At 72.7% G+C, this 15,326-nt stretch carries 12 protein-coding genes; 6 read left to right on the forward strand and 6 right to left on the reverse strand.

What is annotated here, in order from left to right; genetic code table 11:
• Positions 1–68 precede the first annotated feature (68 nt).
• Both WMF29_RS05660 and WMF29_RS05665 read left to right on the forward strand, forming a co-directional pair.
• Positions 69–959: a shikimate kinase gene (locus WMF29_RS05660; RefSeq protein ID WP_437327847.1), complete on the forward strand. Its 891-nt coding sequence runs from the start codon at positions 69–71 to the stop codon at positions 957–959.
• 33 nt (positions 960–992) lie between these two features.
• The gene (locus WMF29_RS05665) at positions 993–2,705 is read left to right on the forward strand and encodes a glycogen synthase (protein WP_437331085.1); all 1,713 of its coding nucleotides are present in this window, start codon (positions 993–995) and stop codon (positions 2,703–2,705) included.
• Positions 2,706–2,801: 96 nt separating this feature from the next.
• Here the strand turns inward: WMF29_RS05665 and WMF29_RS05670 are convergent, their stop codons facing one another.
• On the reverse strand, positions 2,802–4,046 hold the full coding sequence (locus WMF29_RS05670; RefSeq protein WP_437327848.1) for a DUF3829 domain-containing protein: 1,245 nt from the start codon (positions 4,044–4,046) through the stop codon (positions 2,802–2,804).
• 223 nt (positions 4,047–4,269) lie between these two features.
• Between WMF29_RS05670 and WMF29_RS05675 the strand changes: the two genes are divergently transcribed.
• From WMF29_RS05675 to recN, 3 genes are all read left to right on the forward strand, one after another.
• Positions 4,270–5,082 (forward strand): hypothetical protein, encoded by an 813-nt coding sequence (locus WMF29_RS05675; RefSeq protein ID WP_437327849.1) that lies wholly within the window; start codon positions 4,270–4,272, stop codon positions 5,080–5,082.
• A gap of 342 nt (positions 5,083–5,424) precedes the next feature.
• Positions 5,425–7,746 carry a hypothetical protein gene (locus WMF29_RS05680; RefSeq protein ID WP_437327850.1) on the forward strand — a complete coding sequence of 774 codons (2,322 nt, stop codon included), beginning with the start codon at positions 5,425–5,427 and terminating at the stop codon, positions 7,744–7,746.
• Positions 7,747–7,780: 34 nt separating this feature from the next.
• Entirely contained in the window at positions 7,781–9,478 is a 1,698-nt protein-coding gene (recN, locus tag WMF29_RS05685; protein WP_437327851.1) for a DNA repair protein RecN, read from the forward strand.
• Positions 9,479–9,512: 34 nt separating this feature from the next.
• On the opposite strand, the gene WMF29_RS05690 is transcribed toward recN, so the two are convergent.
• The 3 genes from WMF29_RS05690 to WMF29_RS05700 form a co-directional block, all read right to left on the reverse strand.
• Positions 9,513–11,045, reverse strand: a complete 1,533-nt coding sequence (locus tag WMF29_RS05690; protein ID WP_437327852.1) for an FAD-dependent thymidylate synthase — start codon at positions 11,043–11,045, stop codon at positions 9,513–9,515.
• A gap of 216 nt (positions 11,046–11,261) precedes the next feature.
• A complete protein-coding gene (gene map / locus WMF29_RS05695) occupies positions 11,262–12,080 on the reverse strand; it encodes a type I methionyl aminopeptidase (protein ID WP_272100605.1) in 819 nt (272 codons plus the stop codon).
• Positions 12,077–12,670 carry a cobalamin ABC transporter substrate-binding protein gene (locus tag WMF29_RS05700; protein WP_272100607.1) on the reverse strand — a complete coding sequence of 198 codons (594 nt, stop codon included), beginning with the start codon at positions 12,668–12,670 and terminating at the stop codon, positions 12,077–12,079. The genes map and WMF29_RS05700 overlap by 4 nt, the downstream gene beginning before the upstream one ends.
• A gap of 303 nt (positions 12,671–12,973) precedes the next feature.
• Between WMF29_RS05700 and WMF29_RS05705 the strand changes: the two genes are divergently transcribed.
• Complete coding sequence (locus WMF29_RS05705; RefSeq protein WP_437327853.1) at positions 12,974–13,828, forward strand: hypothetical protein; 855 nt, start codon at positions 12,974–12,976, stop codon at positions 13,826–13,828.
• A gap of 200 nt (positions 13,829–14,028) precedes the next feature.
• Here the strand turns inward: WMF29_RS05705 and WMF29_RS05710 are convergent, their stop codons facing one another.
• Both WMF29_RS05710 and WMF29_RS05715 read right to left on the reverse strand, forming a co-directional pair.
• Positions 14,029–14,292: a NifU family protein gene (locus tag WMF29_RS05710; protein ID WP_012233706.1), complete on the reverse strand. Its 264-nt coding sequence runs from the start codon at positions 14,290–14,292 to the stop codon at positions 14,029–14,031.
• 135 nt (positions 14,293–14,427) lie between these two features.
• The gene (locus tag WMF29_RS05715; protein WP_437327854.1) at positions 14,428–15,309 is read right to left on the reverse strand and encodes a hypothetical protein; all 882 of its coding nucleotides are present in this window, start codon (positions 15,307–15,309) and stop codon (positions 14,428–14,430) included.
• Positions 15,310–15,326: the final 17 nt, after the last annotated feature.

Below are 15,326 nucleotides of genomic sequence, written 5' to 3' on the forward strand. Positions count from 1 at the left end.
GCCGGGGTTCAGTCAAGCAGTATAGTTCTTGTTGGTCCGGCTTTCATGAAATATAGTGCATCGACGAGATGGCGTCCCGTCAGACATCGCGCAGGGCGCGCGCAGGCCAGGGGCCGGAGGCCGGCGAGGCGGGCGCCGCGGACGGCGCGCCGCCGATCCTCGCGCACCTCGGCGGTCGGCTCCGGCAGCGGCGGACGGAGCTCGCGCTCACCTTGCGCGAGCTCGCCGGGCTCGCCGGCGTGAGCGAGCGCTTCCTGGTGCTGCTCGAGGGCGGGCGGGCGAACGTTTCCGTGGTGCGGCTCGAGGACATCGGCCGCGCGCTGGGCACCTCGGCCGCCGCGCTGCTCTCGGCCGGCGAGCTCGGCGAGGAGGCGCCGCCGCGCGGCCGGTCGGCCGGCGAGGCGGGGGGAGGAGCGGGCGCGCCCCTCGTCGCGCTGCTCGGCCTGCGCGGGGCCGGCAAGACCACGATCGGCGGCCGCGCCGCGGCGCGGCTCGGCGTGCCCTTCCTCGAGCTCGACGGCCTCGTGGCCTCGCGCGCGGGGATGACCCTCGCCGCCCTGTTCGAGATCCACGGGAACGCCTACTACCGGCGGCTGGAGCGCGAGGAGCTCGCGCGGCTCGAAGGCGCGCGCGCCCACGGGATCGTGGCCACGGGCGGCGGCCTGGTGACCGATCCGGCGACCTTCGAGCGGCTGAGGCGCTGTGCGGTGACGGTGTGGCTGCGGGCGACACCCGAGGACCACTGGCGCCGCGTGGTCGAGCAGGGGGACGCGCGCCCCATGGCCAACCGGGCCGACGCCATGAAGGAGCTCCGGGCGCTCTTCCAGGCGCGGCGCGCGCTCTATGAGCAGGCCGACTTCGCGGTGGACACGTCGGCGCTCGGTCTCGCGCGCTCTGTCGATCGCGTGGTCAAGATCGCGCGCGAAGCTGGTAGAAGGAACGCGACGCGCTCGCCTTGAGTCGGGGGCGCGCTCCCCCTCCTCCCCATGTCCATGCCGCGCCTCAAAATTCTCTTCGTGGTGTCCGAGTGCGTTCCCTTCAGCAAGACGGGTGGTCTAGCCGACGTGGTGGGCGCGCTGCCGATCGCGCTCGCCGCGGCCGGTCACGACGTGCGCGTCGTGATGCCGGCGTACCGTGTCGCCAAGCGCTACCTTGCCCGCCAGATCGCGCTCGCCGAGCAGCGGCCCGCGGGCAGCGAGGCCGTCGCCGCGCCGGCCGTCGCCGCTGCGGCCGCCGGCAACGGGCTCGCTGGCTCGGCGGCTGACGCGGTTCCCTCGGCTGATGCCGCCCCGGCTGCCGATGCCGCCCCGGCTGCCGATGCCGTCCCGGCGGTCGACGCCGCTCCGGTGGCCCACGCGGCCCGAGGCGGAGACGGCGAGCCTCCGGCGGAGCGCTTCGTGCCGCACCGGCTACCGCTCTCGCTCGGCGTGCCCCTCGGCGGCGGCGAGGCGTGGACCGCCGTCTGGGAGACGCGCCTCGATCCCGGGACGCCCGGCGCGCCTGCGCCCCGCGTGTACCTGCTCGAGCACGACGTGCTCTACGATCGCGACGGCATCTACGGCGACGCGCACGGCGAGTTCGGCGACAACCTCGCCCGCTACGCGCTCCTCTCGCGCGGCGCGCTGCAGCTCTGCCACGCGCTCGAGTTCTGGCCGGACATCGTCCACGTCCACGACTGGCAGTCGGCGCTCGTCCCGCTCTACCTCAACGTGCTCGAGCACCGGTCGCCGCTCGCGCGCGCCGCGTCCGTGCTGACCATCCACAACCTCGGTTACCAGGGCTGGTTCAACAAGGGACAGCTCCCCACGACCGGGCTCGGGTGGGATCAGTTCCACAGGTTCTGCCTGGAGGCGTACGACAGCATCAACCTGCTCAAGGGCGGCATCTACAACGCCACGCTCGTCTCCACGGTCTCCCCCAGGTACGCGCAGGAGATCCAGACGTGGGAGGGCGGCGAGGGGCTCGACGGCGTGCTGCGGGATCGCGGCACCGACGTGATCGGGATCCTCAACGGCATCGACGATTCCATCTGGAACCCCGCGACCGATCCCCACATCGCGGCGCCGTACTCCGCCGAGGATCTTGGCAACAAGCGCCTCTGCAAGGCGGCGCTCCAGCGAGAGATGGGGCTCGAGGAGCGCCCCGACGTCCCGCTCCTCGGGCTCATCAGCCGCCTGGCGACCCAGAAGGGGATCGACATCCTCGCGGGCGCGCTCGATCACATCCTCTCGCTCGACGTCCAGCTCATCGTCCTGGGCTCCGGCGAGCGCTGGGCCGAGGACCTCTTCTCGCGGATCTCCGGCGCGAGCGACCGCTTCCGCGTCTACGTCGGCATGAACGAGGGGCTCGCCCACCGCATCGAGGCGGGCGCCGACCTCTTCCTGATGCCGTCGCGCTACGAGCCCTGCGGGCTGAACCAGATGTACAGCCAGCGCTACGGGACGCTGCCGGTCGTGCGCGCGGTCGGCGGCCTCGACGACACGGTCGAGAACAACGTCACCGGCTTCAAGTTCGAGGAGATGTCGTCGAGCGCGCTCGGGAACACCGTCGCGTGGGCGGTACACCTCTACCGCGCCGACCCGGCCTACTTCCGGTCGATGCAGCTCCGGGCGATGAAGAAGAACTTCGGCTGGGCGCAAGCCGCGCGGCAGTACGAGGCCCTCTACCGCCTCGCGATCGCCCGCCGCACAGGCCGCCCGTTCTGATCGCGCCCGCGCCCCCGGCGGAGGCGCGGCGCGGTCGGCTCGTGCCTCCCTCGAGGGAGGCGCGCGCCCCCCTCGCGGGGAGCGCGCCCGGGCGCGTCACTCCTTCTCGGGCTCGGGGGCGGCCGGCGCGGCCGGCGCGGCAGGCTGCACGGCCCCGGCGGCCTCGCGCGTCGCCGCCTGGCTCTTCGCCATGAGCGAGCGGGAGAGCGCGCGGTGCTTCCCCTCGATCACCGACACGAAGCTCGTGACGACCGGCAGGAACAGGGCAGGGGAGGTGATCCCCTTGTCCGTCAGCTTGGGCTCCGCCGCCTTCACGTCGCGGATGAAGCCGGCGAGGGCGGGCTCCATGATCTTGGCCCACGGGTCCGTCTGGTGGGTCGAGCCGTACTCCTTGAGCGCGGCCGCGGACGTCTCCAGCTTCTGGAGCGCGGTCTTCTCCGCCGCGGGATCGACGCTCTTGCTGGCGAGGATCAGCATGAGCGCGCGCGCGTCCTCGAGGGCCGTGATCGCCTCCTTCTGGCCCGCTTCCGCCTTCGCGAGGTCGGGCAGGTGGGACGAGTGCCACGCGGACACCGCGACGCCGAGCTTGTCGGAGTGCGCGTCGAGCTTCTGGAAGTCGGCGACGAGCTTCGCGTGGAGCTCCTTGCCCTTCGCGAAGCTGTCCTTCTTGTACTCCTCGCGCTGGTAGTAGTTGGCCGCCGCGGCGATGTTCTTCGCCAGCTCGGTCGCGAACGGCGCGTACTCGGCGAGCGCGGCGTCGACGTCCGCCATGGCCGGCTCCTTGAGGCTGAGGGCGACGGTGCAGGCGCGCGCGTTGCGCTCGTGCGGCGCGCGCGCGCTGAAGTTGATAGGCCGGCGCTCATCCACCTTGCCGGGCGGCGCCGTCGGGCCCTTGGCGACGGGGGCGCTGGTGCCTCCCGGCGCCGCGGCGGTGCCGGGCAGGCCTGTCGTCTTCGGCGCGGCGGCGGCGGCGGGCGCCTTCGCGGGGAGCGGGCCCTTCGCGGCGTCTCCGGCCTTCGCCTGATCGTCGTTGCCGAAGCTCGGGATCTTCTTCTCGCTGGGCTCGTCCTTGCCCAGGCTCGCGAGGTACGCGTCGCGGGCCTGCTTCAGCGAGAGCGTCCCGAAGTAGCAGACGTCGACGCGGTACTCCTTCATCGACTGCGGGTCGACCTTCGCCATCGGCGACACGGGCGTCCGCAGGCTCGCCTTTCCCTTGTTCGCGTTCGCCGCCGCGGAGCTTGCCGGCTCCGGCTGGGGAGGAGGCGGGTCCTCCTTGCAGCCGGCAGCACCGCTGGCGACGAGCACGAGCGCGATAGAACAGAGAGACCTGACGGAAATCATTCGGTGTGCCTCCTCGGCTGGCGCAGGAACGGGCGCATCATGCCTAAGCCGGCGGCGCTTGCAACACCCGGCCAGGGGCGAGAACTTGCGGCCCTGGTCGGGAAAACCCCGCCCTCGGCCCAAAACACGCGATGCCGCCCGGTTCTTCCAGGCCTCCGCCGGGGCCGTCCTCCCCCGGCCTCCGCTGTGGCTGACGAAACGTTCCGGGTCTAATGTCCGCCGCGTGAAGTTGCGAACCTTGACCCTGGACGAGCTGACCATCGACGACGAGCGCTCCTTCCGGCACGTCGCGCTCTACGACGATCTGAAGCAGGCACTCCGGCGCGACGGGTACCGCTTTCGCGTGCCCGAGGGCGATGCGAGCTGGGATCGCGTCGTCTTCTTGAACCTGACGTTCTGGAGCCAGAGCGAGCAAGGCGACCTGATCGCCGGCGATCATGTCGCCGCCGACGTCGTCGCGCACGTCGCGTGGCACCACCTCGCCCACCGCGCGCTCACGGCCGCGGGCGGCGGCGCTCCGCCCAGCGCGGAGTCGCTCCTGCTCGCCGAGGCCATCGCGAGCGCGTTCGATCTGTACCTCGTCGGGCGCCTCCTTGGGCACGCTCCCAGCTCCGACTTCCTGGCCACGCAGGTGCCCGCGATGGCCGAGGCGGCCGAGGCGGCCGGCCTCTCCGACGCCGGATTCGAGGCGCTCCTGGAGAGCGTGTCCGCGGACCCGGAGCGCGCCTTCGAGGACCTCCGCGCCCTGCTGTTCGACGTCACCACGGCGCTCGTGCGCTGCGATCGCCTGAGCCGCGCCGCGGAGATCCTCGCCGGCTTCGACGCCCACCGGTTCGCGCCGCTCCTCCACCACTACGAGCTGTCGAACTGGATCCTGTCGACCCGCGCCTCCGGGTCCGCCCCCGCCCCCGATCCGGTCGCGCGGGCCGTCGACGCGGCGCTGCGGAGCGCGCCGGTCTCGCTGGAGTGGTTGGATCAACGCTGGGTGCGCCCGCCCGCGCCCCTGCCCGCGCTCGCCGGCGAGCCCTCCGCTTAGGCAAATCCAGCGGGATCCGGCGGAATCCCGCGGCCCCGAGCCGGGCGGAGCGGGCGGACCCGAGGACGACCGCCCTGGTCACCTGTGAAGAAGATTGCGCGTGCTGGCGAGCTGCGCGATTCTCTTCTCAAGGTGCAACTCGCCTGCTCTCTCTGCAGGACCTACGTGGAGATCGGTGTAGGACGCGAGATGCGTCCGTCCTTGCCGTTTGTCTGCAAGACGTGTCGCGCGAAGAGCAAGCAGTCCGCGTCCGAGAGGGGTGAGCCACGGTCTTCCCCCTCGGGCGTTCCGAGCTCCGCGAACGGACGCGACCGGCGGGAGCCATCGAGCGAGCCCGAGCGCGTGAAGCCTTCCTCTGGGCGCCGCTCGGAGACGGGGGCCGGGCTGTCGACCGATGTGCTGGACGCCGAGACGACGCTCCCGGGCGCTGACATCCAGCGCCGGCTGGAGACCGCGGGCGACACGGAGCGGCGCGCTGCGCCGGCGCCGGCCGCGCGCAGGCGAGGGCTCACGCTCGCGGAGCGGATCGCCCAGCAGGAGCTGGACGCCGCGCCCGAGTCCAGCCCGAGGGCGCACCCGCTGGATGCGTTCGACGCGGCGGCCGAGGCCTCGCTCGAGCACGCCGTCGTGACGCCGGACGGCGGGCTGGGCCGGCGCGAGGTCCCGGCGCGGCATCGCACGTTCGCCGGCCTCTCCTGGGACGACGCGCCCCGCGCCGTGGCGGCGCCGGCCGGCCGGAGCCCGTCCGCGCTCCCTCCCGCCGACTCGGATCCCGTCTCGATCCAGGACCTCGCGCAGATGCTCTCTCCGGGGATCGAGCCGCCCTCGCTCTCGTTCGGCTCGCACGCCCTCGAGGAGGAGCGCGCGAGCCAGCCCGCGCCTCCGCTCGAGCCCGCCGCCGCACCCCGCGCGACCCCGCGCACGCCGGTCCCGGCGCGACCGCCTGCGCGGCGCGAGCAGCGCGTCACGGCGGCGCTCGCGCGTCCGCGGAGCGCCGCTGTCCCGCGCGCTGGCGGCTCCTCGCGGCCCATCGCGCCGCCGTCGGAGATGCCGCCGGCGCCGCTCTCCGAGATACCGTCGGCGCCGCTATCCATCGACGAGGGCCGGCCGTCGTCGCACCGCTCGTCGCCCGAGCTCCGGCTCCAGGATGTGCAGGCCATGGCGGCGCTCGCCCCGCAGCCCATGCCGTCGGCGCGGCGCGCCCGGTCCGGCCCGAGCGCCGCGCAGCCCGCCGACGCCTCTCCAGCGGACCTCGCCTTGCTGGGTTCGCTCGCCCCGTCGCCGGCCGCGAGCTCGCCGCGCGCCGCCGAGGAGCAGCGGCGAGACCGCGCCAGGTCCAAGGCGGCCGAGGCGCAGGGCGCCGCGGGAGGGCAGCGGGATCAGGGGAGCGACGAGCGGCCGTCGTACGAGCCCCTCGCGCTCACGAACCTCTCCCCGCGGTCGACAGCCCACGCGGCGGGCGACTGGCCCAGCCAGACCGAGCCTCGCGGGCGCGCCGAGCGCAAGGAGACCTCGGGCCTGATCGACCTGCGCAGCATGGCGCCGCCGCCCGGCGCGGAGGGTGAAGCGCGCCGCAACGAGGACCGGGCCGATGACGAGATCCTGAGCATCAACGGCGGGCTGTTCGACGACGCCGCGGCTGGGCGGAGCTCGGACCCCTCGTTCCCCGCGCAGCCCGTCGAGCCCGAGCTCCCTGCCGTCGAGGGACACACGTCGTCCGGGGAAGAGACGCCGGTGCGCACCTCGATCACGGCCGGCTCCCTCGTATCCGAGAAGCTGCGCGCCCTCTCGACGCCGGCATCGCGCCAGAACCTGGCGCTCGCCGGCTGGGTGACCGTCGTCTTCATCGTGTTCGGCGCTGCGCTCTACCTCGCGCAGGCTCACGGCCGCTCGTCCAGCGCCGTGGCGACCCAGAACGCCCACGCAGACAGCAGCGGCGCGCTCGAAGCGGCGCCGCCTCCGTCGCCGGCCGCGACGGCTCCCGCTGGCCAGACCGCCGACCGGGAGCCGTCCCTGGATGACGAGCCGGCCGCGGATCCGCCGGCCGCCGCTCCCGGCCCTGCGGAGCAGGCGCTGGCCGCCTCCGCCGGTCCGGCCGGCGAGCCAGCTGCACCCCCGCAGCCCGTGCAGGCAGGGGCTGCTCCTGGGGCGGCACCCGAGCCGACCGCCGCGCCGGCGGCGAGCGCCGCGCCGGCGGCGACCGCCGCGCCAGCGGCCACCGCTGCGCCAACGGCGACCACCGCGCCGGCGGCGAGCGCCGCGCCGCGAGCCAGCGAGAAGCCTGATGGTGCCGAGCGCCCTGCCCGGGCCACGGCGCCGAGCGAGCCCGAGCGCGCCAAGCCGGCGGGCAAGCAGCCGTCGCCGGGCGCGCCGCTCCTTCCGGCGAAGGACGAGCCAGCGCGCTTCGATCAGAGCGCGGCGTCCAGCGTCCTCGCGTCCGCGGCGGCGGCCGCCGCCGGGTGCACCGGCGAGGGCCTCACCGGCACGGCCCGCGTGGCCGTCACCTTCGCGCCCACGGGGAAGGCCATGTCGGCGCGCGTGGAGGGGGGCGACCTGGTCGGGACCGCCACCGCCGGGTGCATCGCCGCTGCGTTCCGCGACGTCGCGGTGCCGCCTTTCGAAGGAATTCCGGTCACCGTCATGAAGCAGGTGAAGATCCGCTGACGACGGGGCGAAAGCTTTCTATCCTCCCGCCGCTGTGCTGGTAGCGCTTCGGGTCAAGAACTTCATCCTGATGGACGCCCTCGAGCTCCGGCTCGAGCCTGGGTTCAACGTGCTCACCGGCGAGACGGGCGCGGGCAAGTCCATCGTCGTGGGTGCGCTCTCGCTGGTCCTCGGCGGCCGCGCGAGCGCCGAGCAGGTCCGCCCCGGCGCGGACGAGGCCGAGATCGAGGCGCTCTTCGACGTGCGCGGCTCCGATCGCGCGATGGCGATGCTCGACGCCGCCGGCATCGCGAGCGAGGGCGAGCTCGTGGTCCGCCGCGTGGTCCAGGCGACCGGCCGCTCGCGCGCCTACCTGAACGGCCGCCTCTGCACCGCGGGCGAGCTCCAGGCGCTCGCCCCGGAGCTCGCCGACGTCGCCTCGCAGCACGAGAGCGTGGCGCTGACCGATCCGTCGACGCACCTCGGCTACCTCGATCGCTTCGGCCGCCTCGTGCCTGCGCGCAGCGAGCTCGCGGCGGACGTCAGCGCGCTCGAGGCGCTCACCGCCGAGCTCAGGGCCGCCCGCGAGCTCGAGCGCGGCCGCGGCGAGCGCGAGGCGTTCCTCTCCTTCCAGCTCCAGGCCATCGACGCGCTGTCGCCGCGCCCCGGCGAGCTCGCCGATCTCGCGGCCGAGCGCAACCGGCTCCGCCACGCGGGCCGCCTGCACGACATCACGCGGCGCGCAGCGTCCCGCCTCGATCAAGGGGACGACGCGATGTGCGACGAGCTCGCGCGCCTCGCCTCGGAGCTCCGGGCCGCGGCGGAGATCGATCCCGCGCTCGACGATGTCGCCCGCGCGGTCGACGGCTGCTGGACGGAGCTCAGCGAGGCGGCCCGCCAGATCGCCCGTTACGCCGAGCGCGCGGAGGCCGATCCGGATCGCCTCTCCGAGATCGAGGATCGCATGTACCGCCTCGAGGGCCTGCTCCGGCAGCACGGCCCCACGCTCGACGACGTGCTCGCCGCGCGGGCGCGCCTCGCGGCCGAGCTGGAGCGCCTCACGGGGGTCGAGAGCCACGTCGCGGAGCTCGAGCGGCGGCGCGACGCCTTGCTCGCCGTCGCCGCCGAGCGCGCCCGCAAGCTCTCGGCGAAGCGGCGGAAGGCCGGCGAGAAGCTCGGCGCCGCGATCTCCACGGAGCTCGCCGATCTCGGCATGGGCGGGGCGCGGGTCGTCGTGGACATCGAGCCGCACGGCGGCGATCGCGCCGAGCTGGTCGTCGACGGCGCCCGCCTCGGCCAGGACGGCATCGACCGCGTCGAGTTCCTCATCTCGCCCAACAAGGGGATCGAGCCTCGCCCCCTGCGCCGCATCGCCTCGGGCGGCGAGCTCTCGCGCGCCCTGCTCGCCCTGAAGCGGGTGCTCGCGGAGTGCGGGCCCGCCGGGCTCTACGTCTTCGACGAGGTCGACAGCGGCGTCGGCGGCGCCGTCGCCGACAAGATCGGGCGCGCGATCGGCGACGTGGCGCGCCACCACCAGGTGCTCTGCATCACCCACCTCGCGCCCATCGCGGCGTTCGCCGGCGCTCACTTCGTCGTCGCCAAGGAGAACGCGGGCGGCATCGCCAAGAGCTCGGTCACGCGCGTCGACAAGAAGGACCGCATCGCCGAGGTGGCGCGGATGCTGTCGGGGGCGAAGGTCACCGGCGCGTCCATCCGGGCCGCGACGGAGCTCATCGAAGCCGCGCGCCTCTAGAGCGGCGTACCCAAGGCGGGTCGCGTGGCGCGGATCAGCTACGCGCGAGCGCGTAGTCGTTCAGATCGACGCGGATCAGGTCCTTGAGCCAGGGGTGCACCGTGATCGCGGTGCGGTAGAGACCCTGGGCCATGCGCCGGTAGCTCGTGTGCCCCTGCTTCGCCGAGCGTAGCTCGATGACGTGGAAGAGCTCGCGCAGGTTCAGCGTCCAGAGGGTCCTCACGCGGAAGCCGAGCGGCACCGCGTACTGCGACTCGAGGGGGTAGCGCTCCTCCATCGCGTTCCACGCGTCGCGCGCGGCGAGCATCGCGTCCTGATACGCCTCGGCGTGGCCGAGCTCCGAGAGGGCCTGCGGCGTCTCGAAGCCGAGCCTGCAGGTGAGCCGCTGCGTCGCGGGCGTCAGCATCCGGTGGCGCTGCAGGTCGCGGTACGCGCCGTAGTCGAGCATCAGCTCGAAGGTCATGCTCGACGCCTCGAACGCGCGCGGCGGCGCGTCGTACGGGCCGCGCTTCTCGCACGCGGCCTTCGCGATCCCGATGAGCTCCGGCAGCGTCGCGCGGCGGAGCGCGTCGCTCAGGTTGTAGGCGTGCACGCCCGGATCGCTGCCGTCGTACGCGAGTGCGAGCGCGACGCGCTCCAGCGCGTCCTTGTCGTAGCGCACCAGCCGGACGGGCTGGTTGATCACCATCGTCGCGCTCACGCCCTCCTCCGGCGGCGTGTAGACCCGCTTCATCGCCGCGGCGACCGTGGCCTGCAGCGTCTGCCGGAGCTCGTTCGGCGCGGCGTACTTCACGAGCGTCGGCGTCACGGCCAGCGCCGCCGTGTGCATGTCGCGGGCGACCCTGCGCACCTCCTCGAGCGGGTGCGACAGCATCTTCGTGAGCAGGATCTCGAGGGCCCTCGCGTTCGCGGTGAGGCCGATGTTCGTCCGCGTCCCCGCCGGCAGGAGGCCGCGCAGGAGATCGCACGCCTGCGCGCGCAGCGCCCCCTTGTAGGCCGCGTCCGACATCTTCTCGGGCTTCGGCGAGCGCTCGCCGAGCCGCTCGGTCACCCTGGGGACGAGGTCGAGGTAGGTCGCGAAGAGCCGCTCGCTGGACGCCTTGTATTTCGCGGCGTGCTCGGCGTCGAGCTCCGGCAGATCGATGAACGAGTGCTGATCGAAGACCACGTAGCGCGTGCTCTTCTCCGTGTACGAGCCGAGCCGCAGGTCCTCGATCACCTTGGAGGCGACGATGCTGACGTTCTCGATCGCGAGGTGCACGACGGCGTGCTCGGCGACCGACGCGTGGCCGTAGCCCACGACCCATTTCTCGTGGAAGCTCCGCGCCTTGTCCGACGCGAACGCGAGGCCCCGGCGCGGCCGGCCGTCGGCCTCCGGGGCGACGTCGAGCTCCTCGTCGCCGAGCAGGCGCGCCAGGTTGGTGCGCAGATCGTCCCGGCTGCGCGAGTAGTACGCGAACAGGACGGCGATGACTTCTTCCGGCAGACCCGACAGCGAGAAGACGTCGGCCGTCGGGCTCGACACATACGGCGCGATGCGGGCACGCGACGCTTCGTCCAAGGCCATGCCCCTGCTTCTACTCCCAATCGCCGGCCGGACGGTCGACAAAACTCGGTCCCGATCGACAGATCCGGCCCACGTCAGCTCATCGCCGCGTCGGCCCTCGTGGCCGGGGCTGGCCGGCGCGCGTGGTCCGGGCGCGGCGCGGCGCGCATTTGACGTCGAGCGCGTCGAGCGCGTCGAGCGCGTCGAGCGCGTCGAGCGCGTCGAGCGCGCTCTGCGTCAGAGCGCTCGCGCCGCGGAGACGGCGAACGGATCGGCGAAGATCTCGCTGTTCGCGAGCGGCCGGCTGCGACGGGTCAGCACCTCGCAGCCGTTCCTCGTCACGACGATGGTGTGCTCGAACTGCGCCGACAGCGAGCGATCGGCCGTCAGCGCGGTCCACTTGTCTTCCTGGATCTCGACCTCGTAGGTGCCGAGGTTGATCATCGGCTCGATCGTGAAGCACATGCCGGCGCGGAGGCGGGCGCCGCTTCCGTACTTGCCCACGTGCGAGACCTGCGGCGCCTCGTGGAAGCGCCGCCCGATGCCGTGCCCGACGAAGGCCCGCACCACCGAGCAGCCCTCGCCCTCGGCGAATTCTTGAATGGCGGCCCCGATGTCGCCGAGGCGCGCCCCGTCCCGGACCTGGGCGATGCCGAGCTGCAGGCTGCGCCGGGACACCTCGGTCACGTGCTTCGCCTCGGCCGACGGCTTGCCGATGTAGAAGGTCGCGGACGTGTCGCCGTAAAAGCCGTTGTAGATCGTGGTGACGTCCACGTTGATGATGTCGCCCGGAACGAGGACGCGGTCGCACGGGATGCCGTGGCAGACCACCTCGTTGATCGAGGTGCAGACGCTCTTCGGGAACCCGTGGTAGTTGAGCGGCGCGGGGTAGCCGCCGCGGCGGATCGTGTCCTCGTGGACGAAGGTGTTGATGTCCTCGGTGGTGATGCCGGCGCGGATCATTTCGCCGACGCCGAGGAGCGTCTCCGCAGCCATCTGCGAGGCTGTGCGGAGGGCGTCGACTTCCTTGACCGTCTTGATGCTCACGTTGCTCACGGCGCAGACAGCTCCCCGAGGACGACGGCCTCCTTGACGGCCGCGGCGACCTCCGCTGTATCAGGTGAAAGGTGCCAGTGGATCTCCGGCTCGCCAGCCTCGCCGGCGAAGCGCCGGATGAAGGCGATGAAGGTGAGCCCGCGGAGCCGCGCGTCGATCGCCTTCGCGACGCCGAACGCGCGGCTCTGCGGCCGGATGTGGAGCTCGAACGTCCGGTCCGGCGCCCGGGGTGTGGCCAGCGGAGGGTAGCCGACCTGGATCCCGAGGTGGTAGGTGCTCTGCTCGCCGATCGAGTCGACGGTCACCGTGTTGACGCGGACCCGCGCGACAACGTCGGCCGTCTGCGCCCTCTCGCGCAGGAACGGGTCCGATCTGGGCGAGGGGCCGTCCAGCGAGAAGCCCACGGCGGCCGGCTCGATGTTGTCGTCGAAGACCTCGCGCGCGCGCCCCTCCCATGCGGGCAGGCCGGCCTCTGGATCGACGGACGCCGCGGGGCGCTCGTGATCGGCGACGCAGCCGCCGGCGGGGCCAAGGGCCGCCAGCGCGGCGAGCGCAAGGCGCAAAGGTGCAGCACCGGCGGCAGGGATCATCCTTGGGGCCAGAGCTCGTAGCACGTCGGCCGTTCCCTGTCAGGACCCGGCACACACCGGCCACACGCGCTGCCGAGCCTGTTTTGCCCTCGTCGCGATCCGATTCGCGATCCGCCTTGCGCTCGCTCTCCATCGATCCACCCGAGCGATCGTCCAACGGCGGTCGACCCCGCTCGGTGCGGAGAACCTATTCTCCTGTCCTACCGCAGGTGCTAGCGTTCTCCGGCTTGCCGGGCTGGGTTTCCTGGCTTTTGCGATTGCACAGAGCGCAGGGACAGGGCCTGCGCCGGCTGGAGGAGGAACATGAAAGCGAAGAGGCTCCTGGGAGCGGCGCTGGCTCTGGGGCTGGGCCTTGCGGCGATCACGAGTGCGACCGTGGCGGCTGCCCAGCAGAAGCGGGGGACGGCCGGGGCGCCTGCCGCGGCTCCTGCCAAGCCTGCCGATACGCCGGTGACGAAGAAGACGATCGCGCTGACGCCTGCGGGCATCGCCTGGGGGATGACCACCAAGCAGGTGGCGGCGGTCATCGACAAGATGCTCGATGAGGCGTACGTGCCGCGTTACAAGGCGATCTCGCCCGGCGTGAAGATGAGGGCTCTCGACGCGGAGCTCGCCGAGGAGAAGAGCGCGTTCCGCCGCAGCCGCATCGACTTCGGCAGTTTGCCGACCGGCATCGACGGGACGCCGCTCAAGGGCGAGTACACCTACCTCAACAAGGAATCGATGATGACGCTGACCCGCGACAGCGGGAAGCGGTACTTCTTCTTCATCCAGGACAAGCTCTGGAAGATCATCGACGAGCACCCGCTGGGCGAGAAGGCCGCCCGCGGGAAGGACTATGCGTCCGCCGTGGTCAAGCTCGCGACGGCGTTCGGGGTGCCTGGCCGCGTGACGCCGCCCGCTCCGGACAAGGGCCGCTACGTCAACGAGGTCGACTGGAAGGACGCCGCCACGCACTTCCGTGCGATCGAGCGGAGCGACTCCGAGATCGCGTTCGCCTACGAGGACCTGGTGACGCTGGGCAGCCTCGAGTCGCTTCGCCCCAACAAGCCGGCCGACACGAACGCCATCGACCCGGCCGTCGCCTCCGCCGTCCGCAAGGAAGAGCCCCCTCCCGGCCCGCCCCCCTCCGCCGACAAGCCCGGCAAGAAGAAGTAGCTCTTCTTCTCGCCCCGCCCCGGTAGCCCAGCTGAGGCGGTCACCGGTAGCCCAGCTGAGGCGGTCACCGGTAGCCCAGCTGAGGCGGTCACCCGCACAGGAGACGGGCCCAGATCGGCGTTTTCGGCGCGCAAGCGCACTCCAGTGCGCTGAGCACCGAAAACGTCGAGATGGGCCCGTATCCGCAGCGGGTGCCCGCCTCAAGCGAGGGAGGCGCCATCGGGGACACGCATGCCGTTGGTCACGATGACCCGTGCGGACGGCGCGACCGCGAGCACCGCTGGCTCGATCACCGCGCGCGCGGTGAGCATGGCTCCGGGGCAGCCCGAGCATGCGCCGGCCAGGTGGAGCGTCAGGTGATCGGGCTCGACGGCCACGATGTAGAGCTCACCGCCGTCGGCTCGGACGAGCGGCGCGATCACCTCGCGGCAAACCTTGAGAAGCTGATCGATGGAAGCCGGCATGGGGGTGAGCTCGGCAGCGCGAGCCAGTCGCCACAGCCTAGCACGGTAGCGCTCGATAAGGAGATCTCCCCCAGGCCCGCCGCCGACCGTCACGGCACCCGGGCCGCAGGCCGGGGGCCGCCCCGGAGCTCGCGCTCAGAGCGTCGAGACGAGCGCGGCGACGCCGGCGTCCGCGGCGAGCTCCGGAGCGCGCTGCGCCGCGGCGCCGAAGGTGCGGCCGGCGATCTCCACCGTACCGCTCCAGGGGCCCGAGGCGGTCTTCGCCGGCAGGTCCAGCTTCTCGAGCGCCTCGGTGTTGACGTCGGGCGTCACCGGTCCGCCGTACGCCTTCGCGCCCTTCCACGCGAAGACGTAGAGCAGCGGCGTCGACTTCAACCCGTCGCGCTTGGCGAGCTCGGCGATGTCGCGCTTGGCCGCCTCCTGCAGCCGGTACGCGTAGGCGCGGAACGACCAGCCCGTGACGAAGAGGCCCTGGAGCTCGCCGCCGCTCCGCGTGACCGGGTGCACGGCGACCCACTGGAGATCGGGGCCGTTCCTGACCCCGCGCATCTCCTGCATCTCCCCGAACGCCTCGACGACGCCGCTGCCCGGCGCCAGCACCTTCCTGAGCTCGGGGAACGAGGCCAGGACGGACCTGTTCGCGAGCATGTCCGGATCGGCCTCGCTGCGCAGCACCGTGCCGCTCGGATCGGCGAAAGAGAAGAAGGTGCTCTTGGCGAACTCGAGCTCCTTCACCGAGGCGCGCGCTCCCGCGATCGCCTTCTGGAGCCCGAGCAGGTTCGCGCCCGGGTCGGTGTCCACCAGCGCCGCGAGCTTCTGCGAGCCCGCGGGGAGGCCGGTCCGCACCTGGCCGACGTCCTCCGCGACCAGCGGCGCGAGCTTGGCGCAGAGCTCCGCGGCGTGCCTCTGGGACGTCTTGCCGTCCTCCTGACACGCGCTCCCGAGGGCGGCGGCCAGCGCACAGGCGAGCACGGCAGGCTTGCTTTCGCTTCGGGCGAAGGTGGAAGAGCGCATCATCGAGAACGACTCTCCGA

The sequence above is a fragment of the Sorangium sp. So ce381 genome (assembly GCF_051473845.1).
Lineage (GTDB): Bacteria > Myxococcota_A > Polyangia > Polyangiales > Polyangiaceae > Sorangium > Sorangium atrum.